Genomic DNA, 26,223 nt, shown 5'->3' on the forward strand with positions numbered 1-26,223 from the left:
TATCAATTATTAGCAACAAATAATAAATTTCTAATTATATAATTGATAATCAATAAATTAAAAATTAGTTAGTGATAATTGTTATCAATTAATAATAAGATTTGATAAAAAATGTGTGCTAAAATGTGTATCACATTTTATAAGTTTGCATTATGAAAAACGAAAGAATTGATTGCAAGGTTATCCTTGATAAACGCAGGGAAAGTAAAAATCACACTTATCCTTTAAGGATGAGATTGACCTTCAAACGAAAAAGAAAATATTACAGCATAACGACTAAATTAACAGAGGAAGATTGGAATATACTCAACTCCGAATCTGTCAAAGGCCAGTTACGAAAAATAAGGAATGATATTGCCAAAGTTGAGGAAACGGCGAAAGATGTGATAAAATCTATACCCGCCTTTTCGTTTAAAGAATTTGAAGAAAGGTTCTTTAATAAAAGAACAAAAGAAGAATATCTTTCTTTTTACTTCTCCGAATACATTCAGACTCTCCGAAAAAATGAACAAGTTAAGACAGCGATATCTTATGAAACCGCAATTAACTCATTGACAAAATTTAAAAAAAATATAAAGCCTACGGAAATAGATGTAAAATTTTTATCTGAATACGAAAAATGGATGCTCAAGAATAAGAAAAGCAATTCGACTATCGGAATTTATTTACGAAATTTAAGAAGCATTATGAATATCTTAAAAGAAAAAAAATTGATTTCCGAAAATGAATATCCTTTCGGAAGAAAAAAATACCAAATACCGCAAGGAAGAAATGTAAAAAAGGCTATTCCACTGCCTTATATTAAACAGATATTTGACTACAAAATTTCAGATGACAATTTATTTAAAGAGCGTTCTAAAGATTTTTGGTTATTCAGCTATCTTGCAAACGGAATGAATTTTACCGACATTGCTAATTTGGTTTGGGGCGATTTTTCAGATGATTCATTTGTTTTTATACGTTCCAAAACCAAGCGAACAACTAAACATAACCCACACCCTATTACTGTAATGAGGAATGAATATATAAACGCAATAATAAAAAAATGGGGGAATGTTGAAAAAGCAAAATATCCCGATGAATTGGTTTTTAATCATTATTGTCCGACTAAAATCGGGTATAAATCTGCTGTAACTCTCTATAGTAAAGGACTACAGCATAAAAAGTTATTGTTTCAAAATTGGGGGAGTACCCCCGATTTTTTTTCTATGGTGTAAAAGCAAAAGAAGCGTTGTGTGTTTTTCTCCATGCCTTATACGTGTCTTTGATAAACTCTAACAACGATACATAGCTCATCAGGTGCAATCTTATAACGGTGATCATGTTGGCAAAAGATTTCCTGGTTGCAGCTTTCTTCCTAATGACCACCATCAGCAGTTGTGCTATTAGTACGCAATATACCTGCATTTTAATAGCATTCACACTATTGCCCCAAAAGTAACGCAACGGAAAGTTCTGCTTGATTTGCTTGAACAACAATTCTATCATCCACCTGTTTTTGTATATCGTGGCTATCTGCGAAGCCGGTAAAGTAAAATTGTTGGTAATGAACACATATGCCTTGCCATCCTGGGTCTGGAACGTGATGCGCCTTAGCTTGAGCCGTTGTTCCTGTCCATTGCCGGTTTTTACCCCGATGGTGATGTATTGTTCTTTCAACACGCCTTTTGCATTTTTTTTCTTTGTTCTGTCCACCAATACTTTGGTTACGTGAAAAACAGCATTGTCCTTCATCCTGGTAACAAACCATATTTTCTGTTCCGTCCATTTCAAAAACTGACGATACACATTGTAGGCTTTATCGAACACCAGCCAACTGTTGGCAGGTAAATCCAACTCGTACAGAAACTTACGGTCATGCTCCCGGGCGGCGGTCATACGCACAAACTCAGCCACTCCGCTAAAGGCATCCATCATTGTGTGTACTTTGATGCCGCCTTTCTTGCGGCTCCCGTCTTTAGTGTTGCGCCCTACGCCACGAAGCAATTCGCTGAACAACTGAATAGTGCTGCTGTCAATTATTTTCAGATTACGGATGCTCAAGCCCCTTAACCGGCTGTCCGAGATAAAACTGTGGTATTGCTGTAACAATTCGGTATAAATCGTTTCGAACACCAGAAAACTTCTTTTGCTGTTGGCATCCGACAGCGTGCTGCGCGCAGGCGCTTTATCAAAACCCAGGTGAACCAACTTGCCTTCACAGGCTAACATCCCCTCGCACAGCTCCCGCAAACCGTTGCAATAGCTGAATACACCATACAGCAGGCTTATCAAATGTATACGTACCGGTAATTTCTTGTAGTACCGGTTGGACTGGTGTTTTCTGACTGCTTTGTTTATCAAAGAACTGCTTATTAAATTTAATATCTGCGATAATATCGGCTGTCCGGTAAATTTTATAATTTCACTCATTAGTTATTGTTTAAGCTTGGTAACTCAAACTTAACTAATCGGGCGGTTCTTCGGAACCGCTTTTTTATCTATTTTAGTCGGACAATAGTGGTTTTTAATATAATTTCAAAAGAGGATGATGCGGACACGCAGATTTCTAAAATCAATCAATTTATTAAAGTTACCAATAAATGGATGAACGCTATCGCAAAGGAATTAGGAATCGACTTTAATGTTACCACTTATGTTGCTCGTCATTCATTTGCAACTATTTTAGTTACCGAAGGGAACGCGCCTCTCGAATTTGTCGGGCAAAGCTTTGGTCATGCGAATATATCTACTACACAAAATTATTTTTCAGGCTTCGATAAAAAGAAGCAAGTAGAATTTAATAAAGCATTACTTGATTTTTCATCTCTTTCGTAATAATTTTTAATAAACAACAAAAACTTTAATTATGTCTATTATCCTCAAAGAACGACTAATGGCAGACGATAACTACTTAGTTGCCGAATTTTTACATCAAGCATTGGGAGAGCTTTTAACTGCTTCACTCTTGCAGACTTCTCAAAAATTCAGAAACAAAAATCAGCAAACATTGACTTTTGCGACCAGTGTTTACGAAGAGTATTTAAGAAGAGTGGGCGACGCTTCCGACCAATTCAAACCCAAGCTGAATTAAATGTTCTCCTATTGTAATTATCGCATTACAAGTCATGCTTGTAAACAACTGTATGGAATCTTCGTCATTGATTATCAGCCACATAGCAATTTTAACGGAAAAACCTTGCTTTTGTGGCAAATTGTGTCATATATTTGCACTGCATTACTCAAAGAGTAAAGGCACTGGCAAGTGGCTCGTCCATTCAATCGCAATGCCTAAAGTTGCGTTCCTCACTTACGAAGTGGGGCTTTTTTTTGCCCTATCTTCTCCTATATTCGTTCAAGTACCTGCGGAATTGAGTTATATTAAAATCATCAACACAATAAGAAGTTACCAATAACAAATCAGGGGCAAACTCTCGTAAAATAACAATGAAGCTAAGCTATTATTTCGGATAAAAGAAATCCATCGTTCTGACTTTTCATAACTATAATCGTTATGTAAAAATTGGTCGCACCTAATCAATAGTAACTTATAAGCATCATCAGAGTTTACACTTTCTAAAACTGCTTTGAAAAACAAGAAAGAATATACATTCAATTCATCCAACAGTTGATTGCTTAAATATTCAAATTGCTCATAGTCATAAGTTATACTGCGAAACGAATGTAGCTCTTGGATTGTGATGTGAAAAATATCACTTATAAATTTAGACATTTCAATATTGCCAAAGTCAAATGTCAAAAGAAGCTTATTTTTAATGTATTCTTGAATGAATTCAATATCAAAAATATCTCTTTCTTTTTTTACTTCTTTCTTATAGGTAGATTTGGGTTTGCTTTCTGAGATTCTTTCAAGTGCTTTTTTGTATTTTCCAATTAGTTTTTGAGAAAGGTCTGCAAGGTTTTTATCCATCATCGTTTAAAATTTGCAACGTGAAAATTTAAAGCTAAAATAAAAAAACTTACAGAATCAAAAAATGTGTGCTAAAATGTGTATCAAATAAAAAAGCAGCTATGAACTTAAATTCATAACTGCTTGATTTTCAGCTCTCCCTGTTGGACTTGAACCAACGACCCTCTGATTAACAGTCAGATGCTCTAACCAACTGAGCTAAGGAAGAATCTTATTTTAAACCTTCGTTCTGAGACCTTTCGTTCCCGAACGGGGTGCAAATTTAAAATAAATCCTTTCAAAATTCCAATTATTTTCCTTTATTTTTTTCTGCATTATAAAAAATCAATTCATGCAAATTCAAACCCAAATAGTTCCTGATTAATTTTTCCACTTAAAACGAACTTGAAATGAAATTTCCGCAAGAAGAAGTAACTTATTCTATTCCGATTGATATTGTTAAAGTAAAAACTATTTCTATAAATCATTGCTCAGAAACAATTCTTCAGTTTCTTTATTTTTTACTCCCCTTAAAGCAAGACATTGGCACTTTTACATATTGCTGTTGCTTCAGCATACACTTGTTCAGCAATTTTGTGCTCTTTTGATTTTACAGCGCATAAATGCAATTTTCTCATTGTCTGCACTCCTTATGATTTTTGGTAGAGATTGTTCATAAAAACACATATCAAGAAACGGGAGATTCTAACAACAATATTTTCCTATTTTTTCATAGCTTTCTTTTTTGTACCACTCGTTTTTTTGGGGACTTTCAATCCTTCTTCTCTTGCTTCGGATAAACCGATTGCAATAGCTTGTTTAGGATTTGTTACTTTCCGACCGGAGGAACTTTTCAACTTTCCTTCTTTCATTTCATGTAAGACTTCCGCTACCTTTTCCTGTGCTTTTTTTGAATACTTTGCCATAACATAAGATTTGTTTATTAAAGCAACAATTATATTGCCAAATAAAAAGCGCAATCATCATTTATAGACGATTGCGCTTTTTAATTTAATAAATAATTGTTATCCCAGCTCGGGATACAAAGGAAATTGCTCCATAAATTCGTTTACCGATTTTTTCACGGAAAGAATTACGCTTTCGTCATCTGCATTGGTAATGATTTTATCCACTGCATCGGCGATGAACTGCATATCGTTTTCCTTCATGCCGCGCGTGGTAATTGCCGCTACGCCGAAACGCACGCCCGACGTGATGAACGCCGATTTATCGTCAAACGGAACCATGTTTTTGTTCGCCGTAATTTCCGCTTTTACCAAAGCCTGTTCCGCTTTTTTACCGCTGATATTTTTGTTGCGCAAATCAATCAGCATTAAATGATTGTCCGTACCGTTGCTGATTAAGTTATAATCTTTATCCACAAATGCTTTTGCCAAGGCCTGCGAATTTTTCAAAATCTGTTTTGCATAATCGGTGTATTCGTCCGACAAAATTTCGCCGAAAGCAATTGCTTTCGCGGCTATCACGTGCTCCAACGGTCCGCCCTGAATGCCCGGAAATACAGCCAAATCGAGCAATGCGCTCATCATTCTTACATTGCCTTTATTGTCTGTAATGCCGAAAGGATTTTCAAAGTCTTTGCGCATCATAATGATGCCGCCGCGCGGTCCGCGCAACGTTTTATGTGTAGTAGAGGTTACAAAATGACAATGGTCGAAAGGGTCGTTCAGCAAACCTTTTGCAATCAATCCCGCAGGATGCGCAATGTCCGCCATTACCAACGCGCCCACTTCATCGGCAACTTTGCGAATGCGTTCATAATCCCAATCACGGCTGTATGCACTCGCGCCGCAAATGATTAATTGTGGTTTCAGTTCGCGCGCTTTTTGTTCGAGCATTTCATAATCCACCAAACCCGTTTCTTTTACCACGCCGTAATGATGTGCTTCGTACAATTTCCCGCTGTAATTTACGGGCGAGCCGTGCGTCAAATGCCCGCCCATGCTCAAGTCTAATCCGAGAATTTTATCGCCGGGCTTCAATACCGCCAAATGCACGGCAGCATTGGCTTGCGCGCCGCTATGGGGTTGCACATTCGCGTATTCAATATTAAAAATTTGCTTTAATCTATTGATGGCTAATTGTTCTGTTTGGTCAACAATTTCGCAGCCTGCATAATATCTTCTGCCGGGATAACCTTCGGCATATTTATTTGTAAGTACAGAGCCCATTGCCTGTATCACTTGCAGACTTGTAAAGTTTTCGGAAGCAATCAATTCGATACCGCTTCTTTGACGATGTAATTCCTGATTAATAAGATTGAAAATTTGCGTGTCGCGTTGCATTTGTATAAAAAATTTTGATTGGAAATTGCGCGCAAAGTTAGTCAATTTATTACACGGATTAGAACGAATTACACGAATTGTTTTGCTACTTACGACCTGCTGTCAATCTTCTGTTTTTACACAATACAAAATCTATAATATAATTCGAGTAATTGACTTCGTCAAATTTCATTTCGCTTTAATTCGTGTCATTACCTAAAACTACCATCCGTTTATTTTAAACTTTTTACATTTGACTTTTTCACTTTTGAACAAACGATGAAATGAGCCGAGAAGGAGTTTTATAACAATTAAGATGCGTTGCTTCGGCGAATTCCATCCGGCAATAAAACAATAGAAACGAACTGATGAAAGCAATCATTCCCGTTGCGGGTACAGGCGCAAAACTGCGTCCGCACACATATACACAACCAAAAGCTTTAATGCCTCTTGCAGGGAAAACTGTTCTCGACTTTATCATTGACCGATTGGCGGGTATCGGTATTGATGAATTTATTTTTATCATCGGTTATCTCGGAGAAAAAATTCAGGAACACGTTTCGCAGGTTTATCCCGAACTCAAATGCCATTATTTATATCAATCGGAACGACAAGGAACAGGACCGGCAATTGCGTTGGCGAAAGAGATTGTGGGCGATTCAGAAGTGTTCATTATGATGGGCGATACAATATGCGATTTTGATGCACACGAAGTCGTAAACAGCCCGTGTTCGATGGTGGCGATTCAAAAAGTGGATGACCCGCGCGGCTTTGGTGTAGCGGAAATCAATGAAAATTATTTCGTTACCAATCTCGTTGAAAAACCGAAAATCCCGATGAGTAATAATGCGCTTGTTGGTTTGTACAAAATAAGAGAAACGGTTTTATTATTCGATTGTCTGACGCATATTATTGATGAAAAAATTACTACCGAAGAACAATTTCAGCTAACCGATGCGTTGCAATGTATGGTCAAGAAAGGCGCGCAAATCAAGGCTTTCAAAGTAAAGCACTGGTACGATTGCGGACGAAAAGAAACGCTTTTGGAAACCAACGCGCTGCTGCTGAAAAAAATGGGTAACAATATTCATCCGACCGCCGTGGTTGAAAATTCAATCATCATTCCGCCTGTAAGCATTGGCGCGGAAAGCAAGTTAGTCAATTCCATTGTAGGACCACATTCATCCATTGGAGCAAACACAAAAATCGAGCAATCTGTAATGCGCGATTGTATCATTGGTTCGTTCTCAAATTTGTTTGAAGTAGTGTTGGACAATTCTTTAATCGGCAACGATGCGAGTGTAAAAGGCTTGAGCCGAACATTAAATATCGGCGATAATACCGAAATTGATTTTGGATAATTTTTTCAACAAAAACGATTGTTTTCCGTTTAACATTTTCTCGTTGCATTAGCTACCTTTGCAGTCTTATGGCTGAAAATTTTTACCGGAATATTTTAGAAAAGCAGCAGCGCGCAGGCGCTATTCCGCCAAACGAATATATCGCTTCGTGGGCATTGGAATTGTTACGTCTTCTATATCCTGAACAATCCAGGAAACATTACAAATCCGTTGTGGAAATCGAAGCGGCATTTGCGCAACTTGAAAAAACATTGCTTGAAATTCTGAATAACACACACGCCTGCAAAGACTGTGATAAAACGCTCTCGGCGAAAAGTTTTTTTACAACTGTTCCATCTTTATACGATTTGCTCAACAAAGATGCAGCCGCAATTTTTGCCGGCGACCCTGCAGCAAAAAGTTTGTTTGAAGTCGTTCGTACATACCCCGGGTTTTTAGCCATATCGTTTTATCGCATCGCGCACGAATTGCAAAGGCTCGAAATTCCCTTGCTGCCGCGCATTCTCACGGAATATGCGCATTCACACACAGGCATTGATATTCATCCTGGCGCAGTCATAGGCGAGCATTTTTGCATCGACCACGGAACAGGCGTTGTGATTGGCGAAACAAGTATTATCGGCAATCACGTGAAGTTATATCAAGGCGTAACTTTAGGCGCACTAAGCGTTTCCAAAGAAATGGTTGGCACAAAACGCCATCCGACGGTGGAAGATTATGTTGTAATTTATTCAAATGCTACAATACTCGGCGGCGAAACCATAATTGGTCATCATAGCATCATCGGCGGAAATGTTTGGCTTACCAAAAGCGTTCCCGCAAACTCAACCGTTTATCACAAACCATTGATAGAAGTAGTTGAAAATAAAATTACGCAATAAAAGCCTGTTTAAAATTAAAAACCATTTTAATATTGAATGAAAAGAGTAATCATCTTTAATCACATAGCAACATAGGAATTTAGCCGAAGAATAAGAAATGAAAATTTGGTTATAATTTAAACGCGCAGAAAAGCATAGTATTTTCATCTTCGATGAAAATCTATTGTGCAACTTTATATTTCGCTACGGTCATCTTTTACATATAGACTATGTACCTATGTGGTTATAATTATTAAAATTTTTAAACAGACTTTAAAATAATTTACGCACCATGTCCACCATTACGCAATTCATCGGCAATACGCCTTTGGTAGAATTGACAAAGCTGAATCCAAATCCTCAGGTAAAAATATTTGCAAAGCTCGAAGGCAACAATCCGGGCGGAAGCGTGAAAGACCGCGCGGCTTACAACATGATTCAAAGCGCCTTGGAACGCGGCGATATAAAACCGGGCATGAAGTTGATTGAAGCTACAAGCGGCAACACGGGCATTGCACTGGCAATGATGGCGCGGCTTTTCGATTTGGAAATCGAACTTGTAATGCCTGCAAATTCTACGCGCGAACGCACGCTCACAATGGAAGCGTACGGCGCAAAAGTTACATTGCTCGAAAGCATTGAAGCGTGCAGAGATTATGTCGAAGAAAAAGGCAAACAAAGCGGTTATTTTTTACTGAACCAATTTGCCAACCCCGACAATTACATGGCGCATTACAAAACCACCGGACCGGAAATCTGGCGCGACACCAATGGCGAAATCACACACTTTGTAAGCGCTATGGGAACAACGGGAACTATTATGGGAACATCTATGTTTTTAAAAGAACAGAATCAAGCAGTACAAATCGTGGGTTGCCAACCAACGGAAGGCTCGTCCATTCCGGGCATTCGCCGTTGGCCGGCAGAATATCTTCCTAAAATTTTCGACCCCGCAAAAGTTGATATAGTGGAAGATGTATCGCAGCAGGAAGCAACAGAAATCACACGCGAATTGGCAAAAACCGAAGCGTTATTTGTAGGCATGAGTACAGGCGGCGCGGCAGCAGTTGCAATACGTTTGGCTAAAAAACTTTCTTCAGGAACCATTGTGTTTATTGCCTGCGACAGAGGCGACAGATATTTGAGCAGTGAATTGTTTGGATAATATATTCCTATTTCTCAGTTTCTCCGTTCGCTCTGTGAGAAATACAATTCAACCAATTCTTCATCAACTGCAAACCATGTTCCGTCATATAAGATTCGGGATGAAACTGTACGCCGAAAGTATTGTATTCACTGTGCTTCAGCGACATTGGCACGCCGTCTTTTGTTCGTGAAGTGATAAGTAAATCATCTACAATTTTATCTTTATTCATCGCCCAGGAATGATACAAACCAACTTTAAAAGGAAAAGAAATATGGTTGAATAAAGCGCAATCATTTTCTTTAAAAACTTCTACTTGCCTGCCGTGTTGAACATTTTGCAAATTGTACAACTCACCGCCGAAACATTCTACAATCATCTGCATTCCAAGGCAAACGCCAAGAATTGATTTTGTTTGATAAAACTTTTTTATCAATTCCAAACTCGAAGGATAATCTTTCGGCAATGCTGGTCCGGGCGATAAAATGATGCCGTCAAATAAATTTATTTCATCGAAAAAAATATCGTCAAATGCACGCACAGCAATGGTTTCAGCATTTGCTTCTTCCAACAACTGAACAAGATTGTAAGTAAAAGAATCGTTATGGTCGATTATCAATATTTTTGCGCACATTCTTTTCTATGATGAATTTGAAGGCAAAGAAAACATATTTCAACAAGATGAATGAATTATGCGAAAGCAAAATTCCGTTCTTCTTTATCTGTGATTTTTTGTGTGAACATATCGAAGTAATTCCTTTGGGAAAATTATCCGGAGAAAATATATTTTACTCAAATCCTTTGTTCATCAATGTTTCAGAAGATAAAAAAGTTTTTGACAAAAAATTAGAATGGAAAAAATTCCCGATTTCAAAAGAAATTTATGCCGAGCAATTCCATAAAATCAAAACCGAAATTCAAAACGGAAACACATATTTGTTGAACCTGACCTGCGCTACAAAAGTTGAAACGAATTATTCCTTGGAAGAATTATTTCATGCAGGAAATGCCAAATATAAATTGCTGTACAAAAATCAATTCGTGCATTTTTCGCCTGAACCTTTTGTGAAAATCGTGGATGATAAAATTTACACATATCCCATGAAAGGCACGATTGACGCGAATTTACAAGATGCCGGTAAAGTAATTTTAGAAAATGAAAAAGAATTGAACGAGCAATTTACAATTGTAGATTTGCTGAGAAATGATTTAAGCATCGTTGCGAAAAATGTTCACGTCGATGATTTTCGTTACATCGAAAAAATACAAACCAATCAGAAAAATTTATTGTCCGTAAGTTCAAAAATCAGCGGAGAATTAAGAGATAATTTTAAAAATAAAATCGGGGATATTTTTGCTTCGTTGTTGCCCGCAGGTTCTATTTGCGGCGCGCCGAAAGCGAAAACCGTTGAAATAATTTTAGACACAGAAACTCACCAAAGAGCTTTGTACACGGGCGTTTGGGGAATTTTTGATGGAAAAGATTTAGATAGTTGTGTTATTATTCGCTATCTTGAAAAAACTGAAAACGGCTTTGTTTTTAAAAGCGGCGGCGGTATTACTTCGCAAAGCGATTTAGAAACCGAATACAAAGAAATGATGGATAAAGTGTATGTGCCGATTTATTGAAACCATATTATTTGAGAACAACGAAATGCCTTTGATTCATTGGCATGAACAACGTTTTGTAAAAACGCAGGAAGCTAATTTCAGTAAAATAATTTATCCGTCTTTGGAAAAAATTATTCTTCAATCAAACATTCCACAAGAAAATAACATTCGCTACAAGTGCCGTGTAGTCTATGATTCAGCGAATGTACAAGTTGAATTTTCGCCTTATCAAAAAAAGCAAATCAATAAATTAATCGTGAAAGTTGACGATGAAATTGATTACAGTTTTAAATATGAAAACAGGGAAAAACTAAATGCTTTAACCAAAGATTTAAAACCTGATGAAGAAGTATTGATTGTAAAAAATAATTTGCTTACCGATACTTCTTTTACCAATATTGCTTTGTTTGACGGAACAAATTGGTTCACGCCTGCAAAGCCTTTGCTGCAAGGCGTTCAAAGAAATGAGTTGCTTTCGCAAAAAATTATCCACGAAGCGGACATTGACATTTTCCAATTAAAAAATTATTCAAAAATCAAATTGTTCAATGCGTTGAATGATTGGGAACACGTATGGGAATTGAATTGTAACGATATTTATTTTTCCTGATTTTTGTCTTCCGCATTCGGTTCATATTTGTAAAACTGCGTTTGAAAAAGCGAAAAACATATTATCAAAATAGCAATTGCCGCAAACAAAAATATCTTGAAAGCAGCAAGCAACAGCATCAACACTACTATTGCGCCTGCATAAGCAAAATAGCGTTCTTTCGTCATTCCTTTTTCATATAAAACAGCAGTAAACAACAATAATTCTCCCACATAAATTATTGCCATTATGGATGTATTTGTCGGTGGTTGCTGACCGATTCCGAAATAAAACATCGATAAAATTTCGGGTACAGCAATGATGCAATAGCAAAGCAAATAACTCAAAAATATTTTCCAAACAGGCAACGGCAAATTTCTTCTGATAAAAAATTTACTTTCAAAAAATTCCACGTAATCCAAGGTCAGCGCTGAATGCGCAGCAATGCTGAATTGAAAAAACAATAAAAAATCACTGAACTGATAATCGTTTCTGTTCCACACGCACATCACGGAAAGAAGCAGCAACGAAAAGAATTTCACGGTTATTAAACGCATTTGTCCGTTGTTGATGCTGTACCAAAGTGGCAACAGTAACATCGATTTTTTTACAGTTGGCAACTTATCAAGAAAAGATAATTTTTGTTTTTGGGTAAAACTATTTTGAATGGTTTTGTAACAAACGAAAATATTGATTGCGTGAACGATAAGCAGGAATAACAAAACAATCATCGCCGATAAAATATATTTCAATTTTATCCCCATTGCAATAATAAAACAGGAATAAATTGTAAAGGGAATTGCCAACAAAACATACGCAAAAGCAAACCCTGCAATTTGTTGAAACATTGAATACGACTGCATTTCAGCAAGAAATATATACTCACTGCTTTTAATTCTTCTTGTAATGAAATACAAACATTTCAGATGATACAATAGAAAAACCACGATCGTTACGAGCAATTCCGTTTTGCTTCTGACAATGCTTTCGATTAATTCTCGATGAAACAAAATCGGTTTTTGCTCCATGCCGAACAGCATATAAAACACGAACAAAAAAAATCCGAGATTTCTTCTGTAATATTCAATTACAAATGCTTTCTTCAATATGTTCAGCAAGGCTTGCATTATTCAAAAACGAGTTGCTTGTTTGTAATCGAAAGTGGTTTCAATTGCAAATGCTGCGCATCAAATTCCGCATCCTGATGAGAAGTGATAATAAAGCCAATTTCTTTTTGTGCATACTGTTGGACTGTCGATAAAATGATGTTTACCGAAGCAACATCCAACGTAATCAAAGGTTCGTCAAGTAAAATCCATTCAGGCTGTCCGATAAATGCAAGTATTAATGCGAGCTTCTTTTTCATACCGCTGGAATAGGCGCTTACTTTTTTATCGAGCGCATCGCGGAGCAATATTTTTTCGCTCATTTCAAGCGCAGCGTCTTTCGTTCCATCTTTTGCTTCAACATAAAAATTTATTAAATCTGTTCCGGTCAAAAAATCGGGAAACAACACTTCGGCGGGCACATAATTAATTATTTTTCTATGCTGCATTTTCTGTTTTTTGATGTCGCAGTTTTCAATAAAAATCTCTCCGTCAAAATTATTCAGACCCGCCAAAGAATTGAGCAGCGTTGATTTTCCGCTTCCGTTTACTCCTTTCAGCCAATAAATATTTTTCTCTAATTTTAATTTGGGAATGTCAAGAACAACAGTATCGCCGAACTTCTTTTTATAATCGTTAAATTCAATCATGCCATCAAAATCATTTGTTGTTAAACTTACGCATTTCGTTTATTTCCGAAGTAAAATATTTCCCTTTTCTGTGAAAAAACCTATATTTTTGCGCGGTCAAAAATCATAACTAAATATTTCAATTTTATGCGACAAATAGCTTTTCGTGAAGCATTGCGCGAAGCAATGAGCGAGGAAATGAGGAGAGACGAGCGTGTGTTTTTAATGGGCGAAGAAGTTGCCGAATATAACGGTGCATATAAAGTAAGTCAGGGAATGCTGGCGGAGTTTGGTCCGAAACGTGTGATTGACACGCCGATTTCTGAACTTGGTTTTTCCGGCGTTGCCGTAGGTGCGGCGCAAAACGGTTTGTTGCCGATTGTTGAGTTTATGACTTGGAACTTCGCGGTGTTGGCATTAGACCAGATTTTGAATACAGCTTCCAAAATGTTGGCAATGAGCGGCGGACAAATTGGTTGCCCGATTGTGTTTCGCGGACCGAACGGAAGCGCGGGACAATTGGGCGCGCAACACTCCACAGCATTTGAAGCTTTGTATGCCAATATTCCGGGCTTGAAAGTGGTTTCGGTTTCTAACGGATATGATGCAAAAGGTTTGTTGAAACAAGCCATTCGTTACGAGCAAGACCCGATAATGTTCATGGAAAGCGAAGTGATGTACGGCGATAAATGCGAAGTTCCCGAAGAAGAATATTATATTGAATTAGGCAAAGCCGATATTAAAAAAGCAGGCAAAGACGTAACCATTGTTTCTTTCAACAAAATGATGAAAGTGGCTTTGGGTGCGGCTGCGGAACTGGAAAAAGAAGGCATCAGCGCGGAAGTGATTGATTTGCGTACAATTCGTCCATTGGATTGGCAAACGATTTTGAAGAGCGTACAAAAGACAAATCGTTTGGTAATTGTGGAAGAACAATGGCCTTTCGCATCTGTAAGTTCCGAAATTTCTTACCGTATTCAGAAAGAAGGTTTTGATTATTTAGATGCTCCTATTCGTCGCATTACGAGCGCCGATGCGCCGATGCACTACGCGCCAACTTTAATAGAAGCTTACTTGCCGAATGTTGAAAGAACAGTAAAGCTGGTAAAAGAAGTGATGTATTTGAAGAAATAAATAAATTGATGATTAATAAAAAAGCCTGTTCAAAAAAAATGAACAAGCTTTTTTATTTAACTATAAAATTAACTACGCTTCCACAATGTATGTTCCGCTGAGATAATCGTGCAAAGTTCTTCCATTGAGAAATGGAATAAAAAAACAATCGATTAAAATCAACCTTGCAAGGCTTCTTATCAAAATTTGTAAAATGTTCGGTTTTTCTTTTTTCTTACTGACGACTTTGCTGATGGTAAGCCATTTTCCCGGCGTGCGTTTGAAAATACTTTCAAATAAAAAATAATACATTACTAACGTAATAAAGAAAAAACTGTATGGCGCTAAAGGCGTGTAATGCCAATAAATGACATGAAAATTATACCATTGGGAAAATATAATACTGATGATAAAAATAAGAATTGTATCAATCAGAAAATTGAGAACACGCGTGCCGGTTCCTACTGTTTGCATAATAAATTTTTAATAAGCTCTTGCAAATATAACCCTTTGTGTGCTTGGTTTTCCGGTCAAAATACATTTGCCTTCTTCCTGTAGATTATTCAAAGGAATACAACGAATAGTCGCTTTTGTAAGTTCTTTAATTTTATCTTCTGTTTCGGAAGTTCCATCCCAATGTGCGGAAACGAAACCTGTTTTTTCGTCCAATGTTTTTACAAATTCATCCCACGAATCAACTTTCGTAATATGCGCGTCGCGAAAATCTTTTGCGCGGTTGAAAATGCTTTGCTGAATTTCTGCTAATAAATGTTCAACATAATCTGCAATGCCATCCAAAGATTGTGTTGATTTTTCGCGTGTGTCGCGGCGTGCAACTTCTACTACATTATTTTCCATATCGCGCACACCTATTGCCAAACGTACCGGAACGCCTTTCTTTTCGTGCTCTGCAAACTTCCAGCCCGGACGTGCATTGTCATTATCATCATACTTCACGCGAATGTTTTTTGCTTTCAACGCAGTAGTTATCTCTGTAACTTTCGCATCGATTAAAGCCTTTTGTTCATCGCCTTTAAAAATAGGCACAATTACAACCTGCAACGGTGCAATTTTCGGCGGCAATACCAAACCTTCATCGTCGCTGTGCGCCATTACCAGCGCGCCAATCAATCGCGTAGAAACGCCCCAGCTTGTAGCCCAAACATAATCCAATTTATTTTCCTTGTCGCTGAATTTTACGTCGAATGCTTTTGCAAAATTTTGTCCCAGAAAATGAGATGTTCCAGCCTGCAACGCTTTACCGTCCTGCATCATGGCTTCGATGCAATAAGTATCTTCCGCGCCTGCGAAGCGTTCGTTCGGCGTTTTCACACCTTTGATTACGGGGACAGCCATAAAGTTTTCAACAAAATCGGCATACACTTCGAGCATCTGCTTTGCTTCATCGACCGCTTCATTTTTTGTTGCGTGCGCCGTATGTCCTTCCTGCCAGAGAAACTCCGCCGTGCGCAAAAACAGGCGCGTACGCATTTCCCAGCGCACCACATTTGCCCATTGATTTACCAAAATCGGCAAGTCGCGGTAAGATTGAATCCACGTTTTATAAGTATTCCAGATAATCGCTTCCGAAGTAGGACGAACAACCAATTCTTCTTCCAGCTTTGCTTCAGGGTCAACGATTAATTTTCCTTTATTGTCAGGGTCTGTTTTTAAACGGTAATGCGTTACAACGGCACATTCTTTGGCAAAGCCTTCCGCATTCTTTTCTTCCGCTTCAAACAAACTTTTCGGCACGAACAACGGAAAATACGCATTTACGTGCCCTGTATCTTTAAACATTTTGTCGAGCGCATCGCGCATATTTTCCCAAAGAGAAAATCCATAAGGTTTGATAACCATGCAGCCGCGAACCGCACTGTAATCGGCAAGGTCGGCTTTGATAACGATGTCGTTGTACCATTGAGAATAATCCTGTGCACGGGAAGTAATTTCTTTACTCATATAAAAATTGTCGTGAAAATTCCACTATGTTAAACAATACGATATTCAGGTTTAAACCGAATCTCCGGATTAACGATAGATTAACAGAGCGGGATTAAATATTTTTTATTTAAAAAGTCAAATATAAAGCGTGGCAAAAGTACTAACTTCGTTAATTATTTCACGCGCGGCAAAATAAAGTTTTAAAATTGTAAGAAACGAGTAATTTTATAGTTTAAAAATGTAGCAGTTGAACATGATTATCCGTTATACAAAAAGAAATTGAATTTTAAATTTGCTTAAATACAACATACGATGAAACATAAAATTTTAGGTATTGGTGTTCTTTCCCTATTAATGGGAAGTTGTACTGTGGTTTATCAGGGAGTTCCGGGACAAGACGGAGTTGCAATAAATACTCCACAGCAATCTCAGCAATACGGTTACGGGCAACAGCAATACAGCGATAATGAATCTAATGACGGCTATTCTGATGACTGGGATGCCGATACTTCTGCAAGCGCTGAACCAAAAATAGATTTTAACAGCGGCGCTTATGATGACGGTTATGTGTATGACCCTGCTTACTTTAACAGCAACTTTTATGCAGGCAATCCGTTTTGGGGTTTGGGTATATACGCCGGCTGGGGCTGGGATCCTTGGTTTGGCGGCGGCTTCTATCCCTGGGGTTGGGGCATTGGCGTAGGTTATGGCTGGGGCGGCTATTATGGTTGGGGAAGCATTTATTCCGGCTGGGGAGGCTACTATGGTTGGGGTTATCCGTATTATGGCTGGGGCGGCTACTATGGCGGCGGTCATCATTGGGGATATGCACCTTATGTAGTAAACAGACACGTTAATTTCCAAAGAAGAGGCGGAACTACCGCAACAGGAGCTTCATTAGCAAGGTCCGGACGCAGCTATGCTGTCAACAACCGTGATTTTAACATCAGCAATACACGCGGACAACGTGCATACAATCCTACATCTCGCAGCAATAGTTTCGGGCTTGCTAACAGAAATTACAGCTATGGAAACTCAAGGGTTCGCAGCTATACTGCACCTAACAGAAGCTATTCTACACAGTCTTCCTCCAATAATTATTATTCCACTCCGTCGAGGAGCTACTCTGTGCCATCGCGTACTTATTCAGCTCCTTCACGCAGTTACAGCGCTCCGTCAAGAAGCTATTCTGCACCGTCTCGCAGCTACTCTGCGCCAAGCAGAAGTTACGGTGGTGGCGGTCGCAGCAGCGGCGGAAGAAGATAAATCTTTTACAGTTGAATGTTTATTGATTAAAAAAGCACCGTGATTTTTCCGGTGCTTTTTGTTGTTATAATATTTTCTGAACTTTATTTCTTTAAATAATTTTTTATTTTTTGATGATTGCTTTCGCTGAGGGCAACAAGCGGCAAGCGTAATACATTTTCCAATAATCCTTTTTCGTGCATAAATGCTTTTACACCGGCAGGATTATTTTCGTTAAACATCAGTTCACAGGCTTCAACTAAATCTTTGTATGCAGCATTGGCTTCTGCAAATTTATTTTCCAAAGCAAGATTAACAACAGTTGATATTTCTTTCGGGTAAGCATTGCCCATTACGCTAATCACGCCTTGCATACCAATGGCAATTTGTGGGATAATTAAATTATCATCGCCGCTTGTTACCAAAAAATCTTCGGGAACATTATTGATGATTTTTACAAACTGTGCAAAATCGCCGCTTGCTTCTTTAATACCGGCAATATTTTTTACTTCTTTTGCCAGGCGTACAACCGTCGAAGCATCTATGCTTTTTCCTGTTCTTGCCGGAACATTATAAACCAATATCGGTTTAGGAGAGACTGATGCTATCGCTTTGTAATGCTGATACAAGCCTTCCTGCGAAGGTTTGCTGTAATACGGCGATGCACTTAAAACAGCAACAGCTTCATCCAAAGGATAAGATTGTAAATGTTCAATTACATTTTGTGTATTGTTGCCGCCGATGCCTACAACAACCGGCACGCGCTCATTTATTTTTTCATAAGTAAAAAGGATAATTTCTTTTTGTTCTTCAACAGAAATAGTGGGTGTTTCGCCGGTTGTGCCAAGTGTTACGATATAATTGATGCCATTGTCAATCTGATAATTAATGACATTTTCCAACGCTTCGTAATCAATAGAAAAATCTTTTTTAAATGGAGTTACAATGGCAACACCTGTGCCCTTCAATATATTTTTAAGAGACATTTTGTTGTGTGATTAATTTTTGTGTGTTAAGATACTTCGTTCCAAAAACCCATTTTCTCGAACTTCCCGATTCGTTGATTGATTCTTTTTTCGGGAGATAATTTTTTCAACTCTGCCAGAGATTTTTTCAAAGTTGATTTAAGAATAGAAGCCGCTTCATTATAATCCCAATGCGCGCCGCCCAAAGGCTCGGGAATAACGCCATCGACTAAACCAAATTCACTCATATTATCGGAAGTAAGTTTCAACTGCTCAGCTGCGGTTTCTTTATAATCCCAGCTGCGCCAAAGAATAGAGCTGCAATTTTCGGGGGAAATAACTGTGTACCAGGAATTTTCCAGCATGAAAACTCTGTCGCCTACGCCAATGCCTAATGCACCGCCGCTCGCGCCTTCGCCAATGATAACGCATATTACAGGCACTTTCAAGCGAAACATTTCATAGATGTTACGCGCGATAGCTTCGCTTTGTCCGCGTTCTTCGGCTTCCATTCCCGGAAATGCGCCCGGAGTGTCTATTAAGGTAACAACCGGCTTGTCAAATTTTTCTGCAAGTTTCATCAACCGCAGCGCTTTTCGGTAACCTTCGGGATTTGCCATACCGAAATTGCGCATTTGCCGTTGTTTTGTATTTGTTCCTTTTTGCTGACCAATGAACATGACTGTTTCTCCATCCAATTCTGCAAATCCGCCAATCATTGCTTTGTCATCAGCTACATTTCTGTCCCCAAATAACTCAACAAAGTTGCTGGTCATTTTTTCGATATACTTTAAAGTGTAAGGTCTGTCGGGGTGGCGACTCAGTTGCACTCGTTGCCAAGGCGTAAGGTTGGTGGTAATATCTTTTCTTATATCAAGAATATGTGTCTCCAATTGCTGAATATTGTCTGAATAATCAACTTTAGGATTTTTCTCTGCCAGTTTTTTCGCCTGGTCAATTTGTTCGTATAATTCCTTAATTGGTTTTTCAAAATCAAGGAATTGACGATTAGGATATTCGGGCATGAACCAATTATATTTAATGAAATAGGGTGTAAAAGTAACAGTTGCATTTTTTTTGAAAAAATATTTGTTTGATAAATTTATTTCCCCTTATTTTGCAACCTCAAAACACAGCTGCAATGCAGTTTTGAAGGATTGGATCGGTAGTTCAGTTGGTTAGAATGCCGCCCTGTCACGGCGGAGGTCGCGAGTTCGAGTCTCGTCCGGTCCGCTAAAAAGAAAATTAAAGCGGCATAACCCGCGCCAAATTCAAGAATGGCGCGGGTTTTTATTTTTTGTAATCCAAAAAATTACCTCATTTAAAATCATCTTCCCGGTAGAGAATCGGGAGAACTTTCTCTATTTCTTCCTGACTTTAAAAGTAGCGTAGACAATAGCTATTTTTATCAGAACCATGTACGTTCATTAATGATTATCTTGGGAAGAGAAACTATGGCATTAATAGTTGTATCAGGTAAGGGATCTGTTTTGCCGGAATTATCTGTTTCAAAAATTGTATTTTTTACAACAGCATTTTCCTGTAAGTCTGTAATCATTGCAACAATTTTTCCTTCTACATACCCTCCATTGAAAACGGTAGCTTTATTATTACAATAAATATTGCGACACACTTTTCCATATACAAGAACATCGGTACAAATTACATCTCCTTTTACCAAAGCGTTCCCGGAAATAATAACAGTAGCTTTTGAAGTTATGTTTCCTTCAACAACGCCTTCAATATTAGAAGGAACAAGCGCTTCTATATCTCCATAAATTGTTGAACCTTCGGGAAGAATAAACGCAGCGAAATTATTTGATTTCGTATCAGTATTTTTCTTCTTATTTATCCAAAGCCACTGCATAAGCGTTTACGGTAAATATTTATTGAATAGGTAATGTGCCTGCCTCCACACTTGTCGATTGAAGCGGCTGTGCTACATTTGATTGAAACGTAGAAATGACCGTGGTTGCATTGCCAATGTCAAGACCTACGCTTCTCTTATAGTTTCTGTCGGATATTCTCAGAGAGTTATACAAATAGCCGATGCTTGCCAGTTTTTCCGGTTCCGGTGCAATTTCAACAGGAATAGAATCGTTAAACTCTTCTTTAAAAGCATCTACCAGCTCAGGATAAAAAGCGCCTCCACCCATCAGGTAAATTTTTTCACAAGTTTCAAAATCCTGATTGGAAAAGAATTTTCTCAATAATGGAGTAATTATTTGCTTATAGTATTGTTTCAGAATGTTTTTACGCACATCCTTTAAATCCACTTTTTTCCTATCTACAAAAATAGATGCCTTCATCATAGCATCATCCAACTGATGCACGTTTTGCATATTCAGATAATGCGTTTTGTTCAGTTCCCTGTTAAGATTATCAATAGCATATTGAATGCCATGCGAGCTAAAGCAAGTGCGGTGTATCAAGCCGTCTTCGCTTGCCATCCCACCTTCTATAGTTCCGAAACCAAGACTGATTGCCATAAAATTAACAGGCGCTTTTTCGTTGAGTAACTTTTTCAATCCGATGATGCAACCGACTATTTCGGGAATCACGTCGTAGGTGTCAAGGTCAAACATCGACCTTTTAATTACGCCCAATGTATTAAAAGTTTTGGTATCGTATTCCACCATAAAATGTCGCTTTTTCAAAAATTGCTCTGCCGCATTTTTATAAACATTATAAGTCGAGAAAGGAAAGCCAACCGTAAGCGCCATCGGCTGTTCAATTTTATCGGTAAGATTAATCAAAGCCGAACGGAACAATACATCAAAATCTTCCTCCGCAGGAGAAGCATTGGTAATTTTGTATGGACTAATGCCACCCTTTTTGGCAAGATTACCTACAATATACCACGCTTCATCTTTTTTTATTTTGAGACCGTTGAGCAGGTCTTTAGCTGAACTTTCCGTATTGCCGAAAGTATTTTCAAAAACGCTTGGAAACGAAATAGACAGGATGTCCATTGTAAGTTAGTTTAATGTAGGTTAAATGTAAGAAAATACTATGAAAAAATATTAAATACAATAATTAACTTATTGTTAAATAACAAGCATCTGATACAAAGAGTGTTGATGAAAACATCTTCTTAATATTTACGCCTGTAGGTTGCCGGCGATGGTGTGAATAAGTCCCTTGTTTCATTAAAACATATACCCGAATTTATGGAGCAGTTTTCACTATATCCCGACTTGAGTAATAAAAAATATTGAATTTATAAAAGCCGTTCAAATTTTGAGCGGCATTTATCCCAATCATAACAAAACCTTTTTCAATTTTTCTTTTCCCCTTTTATGTTTTGGAACTACATTTGAATAAACAACAAAAATAGACAGATGAATAAAACTCAACTGAAAACAGCAAATATTGTAATTTTTGGCGGCAATGGCGATTTAGCCTGGCGCAAGCTCTTTCCCGCATTGTACAACCTTTATATCTACGGATTTCTACCGAAAAGTTTTGCCATTTACGGCGTGGATTATTTGCCCAACGACGATGCAAATTATAAAAAGCATTTGCTCGACGGTATCAACAATTTTTCACGTAGTGGCAAGGCAGATGCAAAACAATGGGAAGCATTTTCAAAAAACATTACTTACCTGCAAGGCGATTTTACAAAGGATGAAATTTTTATCACACTTGGAAAAGTTTTTGAAGAAAATGATAAGCAATGCAAATCGCGCGGCGAAAGAATTTTTTATTATTCAGTATCTCCGAAATTTATTGAAATCATTTCGGAATCGTTGAGCAAATTTAAACTTACTGCTGATAAAAATCTTGACAGAATCATTATTGAAAAACCTTTTGGAACCGATTTAAAAACGGCGCAGCATCTCAACAAATTTTTACAAAAACATTTTGCCGAAAAACAAATTTTCCGCATCGACCATTACCTTGGAAAAGAAACCGTTCAAAACATTATGGCGTTTCGTTTTGCCAATAATGTGTTCGACCCTTTGTGGAATAATAAATACATTGATTACGTACAAATAACAGTTGCCGAAGAAGTAAGCGTAGGCTCACGCGGCGGATATTACGATGGCGCCGGTGCGCTGCGCGATATGATTCAAAATCATCTGCTGCAATTGCTTTGTGTGGTCGCCATGGAATGCCCGATTAACTATGAAGCGGAAAATGTGCGCAACATGAAAGTGGATATTCTGAATGCCATCCGAAAGATAAAAACAAATGATGTTTTCAATAATTTTGTTCGGGCGCAATACATCGCCGGCGAGTGGAACGGTGTGCCGCAAGCAGGTTATAAACAGGAGAAAGATGTGGCAAAAAGTTCAACTACCGAAACTTTTGTGGCAGGGAAATTCTTTATTGATAACTCTCGATGGAAAGGTGTGCCGTTTTATCTAAGAACAGGTAAATGTATGGAGCAGCAGGCATCCGTAGTTGTGATTCAGTTTAAGGATGCGCCGCACAAAATTTTTAAAGACGACAAATCGCCCAACCGCTTAATTTTCAGCATTCAGCCGCAGCAGGAAATAAGTTTGCTGTTTGAAAGTAAAATACCCGGAATGCACATGAAACTAAAACCCGTGGAAATGGATTTTACTTATCGGGAATCATACACCGAAGCCGTTCCGGAAGCATACGAATCTTTGCTGCTCGATGTGCTGGAAGGCGATGCAACTTTGTTTATGCGCGCCGACCAAATTGAAGCTGCGTGGAAAATAGTAATGCCTATTTTAGATGCCTGGAAGAAATTCCCTTCCAGAGATTTGAAAAAATACAAACCCGGAACCTTGGGTCCCAAAGCAGCAAACGATTTAATAACCAATGACAAATTTGAATGGGTATTACTTCCCGAACAATTGATGACAAAAAATATGGACAAATAAGAAAGGATGCCATAGATACACAGATGTTTTTTATCTGTATATCTATGGCTATAACTCAGGCAAATAATACTGAAGTCATATTCAGCGAGCCACCGACCAACGCATCATTAAAGAAAACAGTATCTTCGTTATCATTTTGTAAAGCCAAAGAATAAATCAAAGGATAATAATGGTCGGGCGTGGGAACAGCTAACAGCGCAGCCTTTGAGAGATTTTGATAATCAACCAGTGCATCATGTTCACGATGTAAAATCTTGCTTTTAAACAATTCATTCAGTTCCAGAGCCCAGTCGTAGCCATAATTTTCTTCGCCAAGCTTTTGCCAATCAACCAATCTAAGATTATGAATAATATTGCCGCTGCCAATAATCATCACGCCTTTTTTGCGTAATGAGTGCAACTCCTTTGCCAACGCATAATGATAAGCCGCCGGCTTGTGATAATCGATACTCAATTGCAAAACCGGAATATTTGCTTCAGGAAAAATATGGCGAACAACCGACCAGGCTCCGTGGTCTAAACCCCAGTCGTGGTTCAAACCCACATCCGTTTTCGTGATAATAGTTTTTATTTCATCCGCCAACACAGGCGAGCCTTTTGCAGGATATTCTACTTCGTACAACGCACGCGGGAAACCGCCAAAATCGTGAATTGTGGCAGGTTTTTCCATTGCGGTTACATATGTTCCATGCGTAAGCCAATGTGCGGAAATAACCAAAACTGCTTTAGGCGGTTCAACATTTTTACCGACCAGCTCCCAATTATCGCTGAATGTATTTTGCTCGATTCCGTTCATCGGACTGCCGTGCCCAATGAACAGCAATGGCGCATATTCACTTTGCTGCTTTAATGTATCGGTAAAAGATTTGAGTGTCTGAAGATTGGACATTATAAAGAAATATGAGAGCAAAGTTAGGATGAGAAAGCTGCAAATTATGCAAATGCAAAGCAAGATTAGCATTAGTTTATTTCACTCCTTTCAACAACTGTTAATAAAAAATTTACACAGAAATTTTCAGATAGGTTTAAATTTACTCATAACTTCACAAAACTTCACTTTATGATTTGGAAAAAATTCAACGGCGATAACATCCAACTTCCTATCAAAGATGTCGTGCGCCAAACCATCGAAAAAGAATCAGCAAAAGGCGTTAAACTAAAAGTCTGCATTGGCACAGACAGCCAGGTAAAAGGTGCAGAAACCGAGTTTGCAACGGTCATCGTTTTTCTGCGCGAACACTGCGGCGGTTTTATGTACATCCACAATGACAAAACACGGCAAAAGCTTCACATCAAAGAAAGAATGCTGCTCGAAGTGTCTAAAAGTATTGAGGTCGCCTACGAATTGTGCGACCTTTTTATTTCGTACAATGTAGAGATGGAAGTTCATGCGGACATCAATACCAATCCGCAATTCAAAAGTAACGACGCTTTGAAAGAAGCAATGGGCTACATTTTGGGAATGGGCTTTGCGTTCAAAGCCAAGCCGGAAGCATTCGCCAGCAGCAGTTGTGCAGATAAGATTGTGAATTAATATTCCTGCCCCATCCACACCGCGCCGCCGATACTTGCTCTCGATGCGCCTGTCGCACCGGGAAGTACAGTGTTCTCTTCACGCCAGCGCAAAACACCGAGAAAAGCCATAATCAATGCTTCTTTAAATTCTACAATTTCTCTTTCAGGAATAATGACTTCTATATTATAAACAGATAACGAATTTCTTAGTCTATCAATTAAAAAACTATTTAATGCGCCGCCGCCCGTAACCAATAATTGCTTCGCTTCGCCTTGCGTTTTATGAATAATTGCATAAGTAATTTGCATTACAATATGTTCGGCATAAGTACGCAAAATATCTTCAATGCTCAGCTCAATATTTTCAATCAACGGTAATATATTTTCTCTAAAATACTGATTAGACAAGGATTTTGGAGCAGTTTGATGATAATAATCCAAAGCATTTAATCGCGTTAATAAAGCTGTGTTTACATTTCCCTTGCTCGCCAATTCACCGTCTTTATCAAACGCCAATCCTTTCTGCTGCGCAAAATAATTCAACACCTGATTGGCAACACACACATCAAAAGTTGAGAAACTATCATTTTCGTTTTTCAACGAAATATTTGCAATGCCGCCGATATTGAGAAAATAAGAATAATCTTTAAACAAATATTTTTCGCCAATAGGAACAATAGGCGCGCCTTGTCCGCCAAGCGCTACATCAAGCGAGCGTAAATCGCTGATAACATTGATGCCCGTAAGTGCCGCAATCTGTGCGCCATTACCGATTTGCGTAGTAATATATTTTTCAGGAGAATGGAAAATAGTATGTCCGTGTGAAACAATTAATTGAACTCTATGCTCTAAATTATTTCTCTCTATAAAATTATTAACCGCTTCGCCGATGAACCGACCAAAATCATTATCCAATTGTACAAAATCGAAAGCAGAAAGTTGCGCGGCAGTTGAAAGCCGTTGCTTCCAAACATCAGTAAAATCAATAGTTTCAGCGTTGTATATTGTAAACAACCATTGTCCTCTTGATTCTTCAAATTCAACAAATGCAATATCCAAACCGTCCAAAGACGAGCCGCTCATCAAACCGATTGCTCTGTATATCATGATA

27 protein-coding genes and 2 tRNA genes are annotated in these 26,223 nt (G+C 38.2%); 13 read left to right on the plus strand and 16 right to left on the minus strand.

What is annotated here, in order from left to right; all coding sequences use genetic code 11:
* Positions 1 to 152 precede the first annotated feature (152 nt).
* Positions 153 to 1,217 (plus strand): phage integrase SAM-like domain and Arm DNA-binding domain-containing protein, encoded by a 1,065-nt coding sequence (locus A9P82_RS07245; protein WP_066206052.1) that lies wholly within the window; start codon positions 153 to 155, stop codon positions 1,215 to 1,217.
* On the opposite strand, the gene A9P82_RS07250 is transcribed toward A9P82_RS07245, so the two are convergent.
* Positions 1,207 to 2,412, minus strand: a complete 1,206-nt coding sequence (locus A9P82_RS07250) for an IS4 family transposase (RefSeq protein WP_066205739.1) — start codon at positions 2,410 to 2,412, stop codon at positions 1,207 to 1,209. The two genes, A9P82_RS07245 and A9P82_RS07250, sit on opposite strands and share 11 nt — an antisense overlap.
* A gap of 87 nt (positions 2,413 to 2,499) precedes the next feature.
* Between A9P82_RS07250 and A9P82_RS07255 the strand changes: the two genes are divergently transcribed.
* Positions 2,500 to 2,817, plus strand: coding sequence for a tyrosine-type recombinase/integrase (locus tag A9P82_RS07255; protein WP_066206054.1), 318 nt, complete (start codon positions 2,500 to 2,502; stop codon positions 2,815 to 2,817).
* A gap of 31 nt (positions 2,818 to 2,848) precedes the next feature.
* Positions 2,849 to 3,073, plus strand: a complete 225-nt coding sequence (locus A9P82_RS07260; RefSeq protein WP_066206057.1) for a hypothetical protein — start codon at positions 2,849 to 2,851, stop codon at positions 3,071 to 3,073.
* A 312-nt stretch (positions 3,074 to 3,385) separates the two neighbouring features.
* Here the strand turns inward: A9P82_RS07260 and A9P82_RS07265 are convergent, their stop codons facing one another.
* The 4 genes from A9P82_RS07265 to A9P82_RS07285 form a co-directional block, all read right to left on the minus strand.
* On the minus strand, positions 3,386 to 3,913 hold the full coding sequence (locus tag A9P82_RS07265; protein ID WP_066206060.1) for a hypothetical protein: 528 nt from the start codon (positions 3,911 to 3,913) through the stop codon (positions 3,386 to 3,388).
* A gap of 131 nt (positions 3,914 to 4,044) precedes the next feature.
* Positions 4,045 to 4,118 (minus strand) — tRNA-Asn (locus tag A9P82_RS07270).
* A 493-nt stretch (positions 4,119 to 4,611) separates the two neighbouring features.
* Entirely contained in the window at positions 4,612 to 4,815 is a 204-nt protein-coding gene (locus tag A9P82_RS07280; protein WP_066209709.1) for a DUF6496 domain-containing protein, read from the minus strand.
* 99 nt (positions 4,816 to 4,914) lie between these two features.
* Positions 4,915 to 6,195, minus strand: coding sequence for a serine hydroxymethyltransferase (locus tag A9P82_RS07285; RefSeq protein WP_066206065.1), 1,281 nt, complete (start codon positions 6,193 to 6,195; stop codon positions 4,915 to 4,917).
* A gap of 347 nt (positions 6,196 to 6,542) precedes the next feature.
* Here A9P82_RS07285 and A9P82_RS07290 point away from each other — a divergent pair, with 347 nt between their 5' ends.
* The 3 genes from A9P82_RS07290 to cysM all read left to right on the plus strand — a co-directional run bounded on the left by A9P82_RS07290 (position 6,543) and on the right by cysM (position 9,560).
* Positions 6,543 to 7,535 carry a sugar phosphate nucleotidyltransferase gene (locus tag A9P82_RS07290; protein WP_066206069.1) on the plus strand — a complete coding sequence of 331 codons (993 nt, stop codon included), beginning with the start codon at positions 6,543 to 6,545 and terminating at the stop codon, positions 7,533 to 7,535.
* Positions 7,536 to 7,603: 68 nt separating this feature from the next.
* Positions 7,604 to 8,416 carry a serine O-acetyltransferase gene (locus A9P82_RS07295; RefSeq protein ID WP_066206072.1) on the plus strand — a complete coding sequence of 271 codons (813 nt, stop codon included), beginning with the start codon at positions 7,604 to 7,606 and terminating at the stop codon, positions 8,414 to 8,416.
* A 271-nt stretch (positions 8,417 to 8,687) separates the two neighbouring features.
* On the plus strand, positions 8,688 to 9,560 hold the full coding sequence (gene cysM / locus A9P82_RS07300) for a cysteine synthase CysM (protein ID WP_066206074.1): 873 nt from the start codon (positions 8,688 to 8,690) through the stop codon (positions 9,558 to 9,560).
* Between the two features lie 7 nt (positions 9,561 to 9,567).
* Here cysM and A9P82_RS07305 read toward each other — a convergent pair whose 3' ends face one another.
* Positions 9,568 to 10,173, minus strand: coding sequence for an anthranilate synthase component II (locus tag A9P82_RS07305; protein WP_066206080.1), 606 nt, complete (start codon positions 10,171 to 10,173; stop codon positions 9,568 to 9,570).
* Positions 10,174 to 10,181: 8 nt separating this feature from the next.
* On the opposite strand from A9P82_RS07305, the gene A9P82_RS07310 reads away from it, so the two are divergent.
* Together A9P82_RS07310 and A9P82_RS07315 are read left to right on the plus strand one after the other, a co-directional pair.
* The gene (locus tag A9P82_RS07310) at positions 10,182 to 11,168 is read left to right on the plus strand and encodes an aminodeoxychorismate synthase component I (RefSeq protein WP_066206083.1); all 987 of its coding nucleotides are present in this window, start codon (positions 10,182 to 10,184) and stop codon (positions 11,166 to 11,168) included.
* A complete protein-coding gene (locus tag A9P82_RS07315; protein ID WP_066206086.1) occupies positions 11,152 to 11,760 on the plus strand; it encodes an aminotransferase class IV in 609 nt (202 codons plus the stop codon). Before A9P82_RS07310 ends, A9P82_RS07315 begins: the two co-directional genes overlap by 17 nt.
* On the opposite strand, the gene A9P82_RS07320 is transcribed toward A9P82_RS07315, so the two are convergent.
* Together A9P82_RS07320 and A9P82_RS07325 are read right to left on the minus strand one after the other, a co-directional pair.
* Entirely contained in the window at positions 11,748 to 12,857 is a 1,110-nt protein-coding gene (locus tag A9P82_RS07320; protein WP_156522621.1) for a hypothetical protein, read from the minus strand. The two genes, A9P82_RS07315 and A9P82_RS07320, sit on opposite strands and share 13 nt — an antisense overlap.
* An 8-nt stretch (positions 12,858 to 12,865) precedes the next feature.
* Entirely contained in the window at positions 12,866 to 13,495 is a 630-nt protein-coding gene (locus tag A9P82_RS07325) for an ABC transporter ATP-binding protein (RefSeq protein WP_066206096.1), read from the minus strand.
* A 126-nt stretch (positions 13,496 to 13,621) separates the two neighbouring features.
* On the opposite strand from A9P82_RS07325, the gene A9P82_RS07330 reads away from it, so the two are divergent.
* Positions 13,622 to 14,608: a pyruvate dehydrogenase complex E1 component subunit beta gene (locus A9P82_RS07330; RefSeq protein WP_066206099.1), complete on the plus strand. Its 987-nt coding sequence runs from the start codon at positions 13,622 to 13,624 to the stop codon at positions 14,606 to 14,608.
* Positions 14,609 to 14,680: 72 nt separating this feature from the next.
* On the opposite strand, the gene A9P82_RS07335 is transcribed toward A9P82_RS07330, so the two are convergent.
* A complete protein-coding gene (locus A9P82_RS07335) occupies positions 14,681 to 15,061 on the minus strand; it encodes an RDD family protein (protein WP_066206101.1) in 381 nt (126 codons plus the stop codon).
* A 9-nt stretch (positions 15,062 to 15,070) separates the two neighbouring features.
* Positions 15,071 to 16,549, minus strand: coding sequence for a proline--tRNA ligase (gene proS / locus A9P82_RS07340; protein WP_066206104.1), 1,479 nt, complete (start codon positions 16,547 to 16,549; stop codon positions 15,071 to 15,073).
* Positions 16,550 to 16,843: 294 nt separating this feature from the next.
* Between proS and A9P82_RS07345 the strand changes: the two genes are divergently transcribed.
* Positions 16,844 to 17,797, plus strand: a complete 954-nt coding sequence (locus A9P82_RS07345) for a hypothetical protein (protein ID WP_066206107.1) — start codon at positions 16,844 to 16,846, stop codon at positions 17,795 to 17,797.
* A gap of 83 nt (positions 17,798 to 17,880) precedes the next feature.
* Here A9P82_RS07345 and dapA read toward each other — a convergent pair whose 3' ends face one another.
* Complete coding sequence (dapA, locus tag A9P82_RS07350) at positions 17,881 to 18,762, minus strand: 4-hydroxy-tetrahydrodipicolinate synthase (RefSeq protein ID WP_066206110.1); 882 nt, start codon at positions 18,760 to 18,762, stop codon at positions 17,881 to 17,883.
* Between the two features lie 26 nt (positions 18,763 to 18,788).
* Positions 18,789 to 19,766 carry an acetyl-CoA carboxylase carboxyltransferase subunit alpha gene (locus tag A9P82_RS07355; RefSeq protein WP_066206114.1) on the minus strand — a complete coding sequence of 326 codons (978 nt, stop codon included), beginning with the start codon at positions 19,764 to 19,766 and terminating at the stop codon, positions 18,789 to 18,791.
* Positions 19,767 to 19,900: 134 nt separating this feature from the next.
* On the opposite strand from A9P82_RS07355, the gene A9P82_RS07360 reads away from it, so the two are divergent.
* Positions 19,901 to 19,974 (plus strand) — tRNA-Asp (locus tag A9P82_RS07360).
* A 175-nt stretch (positions 19,975 to 20,149) separates the two neighbouring features.
* Here A9P82_RS07360 and A9P82_RS07365 read toward each other — a convergent pair.
* Both A9P82_RS07365 and A9P82_RS07370 read right to left on the minus strand, forming a co-directional pair.
* On the minus strand, positions 20,150 to 20,608 hold the full coding sequence (locus A9P82_RS07365; RefSeq protein ID WP_066206118.1) for a bactofilin family protein: 459 nt from the start codon (positions 20,606 to 20,608) through the stop codon (positions 20,150 to 20,152).
* A gap of 19 nt (positions 20,609 to 20,627) precedes the next feature.
* Positions 20,628 to 21,713 carry a ParM/StbA family protein gene (locus tag A9P82_RS07370; protein WP_066206120.1) on the minus strand — a complete coding sequence of 362 codons (1,086 nt, stop codon included), beginning with the start codon at positions 21,711 to 21,713 and terminating at the stop codon, positions 20,628 to 20,630.
* A gap of 369 nt (positions 21,714 to 22,082) precedes the next feature.
* Here A9P82_RS07370 and zwf point away from each other — a divergent pair, with 369 nt between their 5' ends.
* Positions 22,083 to 23,597: a glucose-6-phosphate dehydrogenase gene (zwf, locus tag A9P82_RS07375; protein ID WP_066206126.1), complete on the plus strand. Its 1,515-nt coding sequence runs from the start codon at positions 22,083 to 22,085 to the stop codon at positions 23,595 to 23,597.
* Positions 23,598 to 23,652: 55 nt separating this feature from the next.
* On the opposite strand, the gene ygiD is transcribed toward zwf, so the two are convergent.
* Positions 23,653 to 24,486 (minus strand): 4,5-DOPA-extradiol-dioxygenase, encoded by an 834-nt coding sequence (gene ygiD, locus A9P82_RS07380; RefSeq protein ID WP_066206132.1) that lies wholly within the window; start codon positions 24,484 to 24,486, stop codon positions 23,653 to 23,655.
* A gap of 171 nt (positions 24,487 to 24,657) precedes the next feature.
* Here ygiD and A9P82_RS07385 point away from each other — a divergent pair, with 171 nt between their 5' ends.
* Entirely contained in the window at positions 24,658 to 25,131 is a 474-nt protein-coding gene (locus A9P82_RS07385; protein ID WP_066206134.1) for a ribonuclease H-like YkuK family protein, read from the plus strand.
* Here A9P82_RS07385 and A9P82_RS07390 read toward each other — a convergent pair.
* Positions 25,128 to 26,219: an anhydro-N-acetylmuramic acid kinase gene (locus tag A9P82_RS07390; RefSeq protein WP_066206137.1), complete on the minus strand. Its 1,092-nt coding sequence runs from the start codon at positions 26,217 to 26,219 to the stop codon at positions 25,128 to 25,130. The two genes, A9P82_RS07385 and A9P82_RS07390, sit on opposite strands and share 4 nt — an antisense overlap.
* Between the last annotated feature and the right edge of the window lie 4 nt (positions 26,220 to 26,223).

The sequence above is a fragment of the Arachidicoccus sp. BS20 genome, from assembly GCF_001659705.1.
GTDB lineage: Bacteria > Bacteroidota > Bacteroidia > Chitinophagales > Chitinophagaceae > Arachidicoccus.